The sequence below is a fragment of the Methylobacterium sp. E-005 genome, assembly GCF_022829725.1.
GTDB lineage: Bacteria > Pseudomonadota > Alphaproteobacteria > Rhizobiales > Beijerinckiaceae > Methylobacterium.
The window spans coordinates 1-462 of sequence record NZ_JAKSYG010000181.1 but is presented as its reverse complement, the minus strand read 5'-3'; the positions used below and the strand labels follow the sequence as shown (position 1 = coordinate 462).

Annotated in this window: 1 pseudogene; it reads right to left on the bottom strand. The window is 71.9% G+C overall.

The features are described from left to right. Positions 1–462 (bottom strand): annotated as a pseudogene (locus MKK88_RS20485) (hypothetical protein); the annotation flags it as partial.

The following is a 462-nucleotide window of genomic DNA, read 5'->3' as shown; positions in this document are numbered from 1 at the left end:
AGCCAGGGCACCGAGGATCAGCGCCAGGGCACCGTAGAGCGCCCCCTGCGAGCCGACGCGGGCGGCGGTGTCGGCGGCCTGCTTGGCCTGCTCCTTGGTCTTGGCGACCGTGTCGTTGAGCTGCCGGACGTATTGGGCGGCCTGGGGCCGGGCCTGGACGACCGGGATGCCCTGCGCCTTGGCCAGCGCCTGGGCGGGCTTTTCCTGCGCGTCCTTGGGCTGGGCGGCGTGACCGGCCACGGCGGCGCGCGTGGCGCTGACGGCGGCGTTCTTCAGCGCCTCGGGGTCATTGCCGGTGCCGTTGCGGACCTGGCTCTCGATGTTCGAGAATGGGTTGTCCATGCCCGGCAGCGCCACCAGCGCACCCGTCGAGGAACGGACCTTGATCTGCGAGATGTCCTGCACCGAGGTGCGGAACGCCGCGTCGCCCTGCAGGCGCACCTGATCGATGCGGCCCAGTGG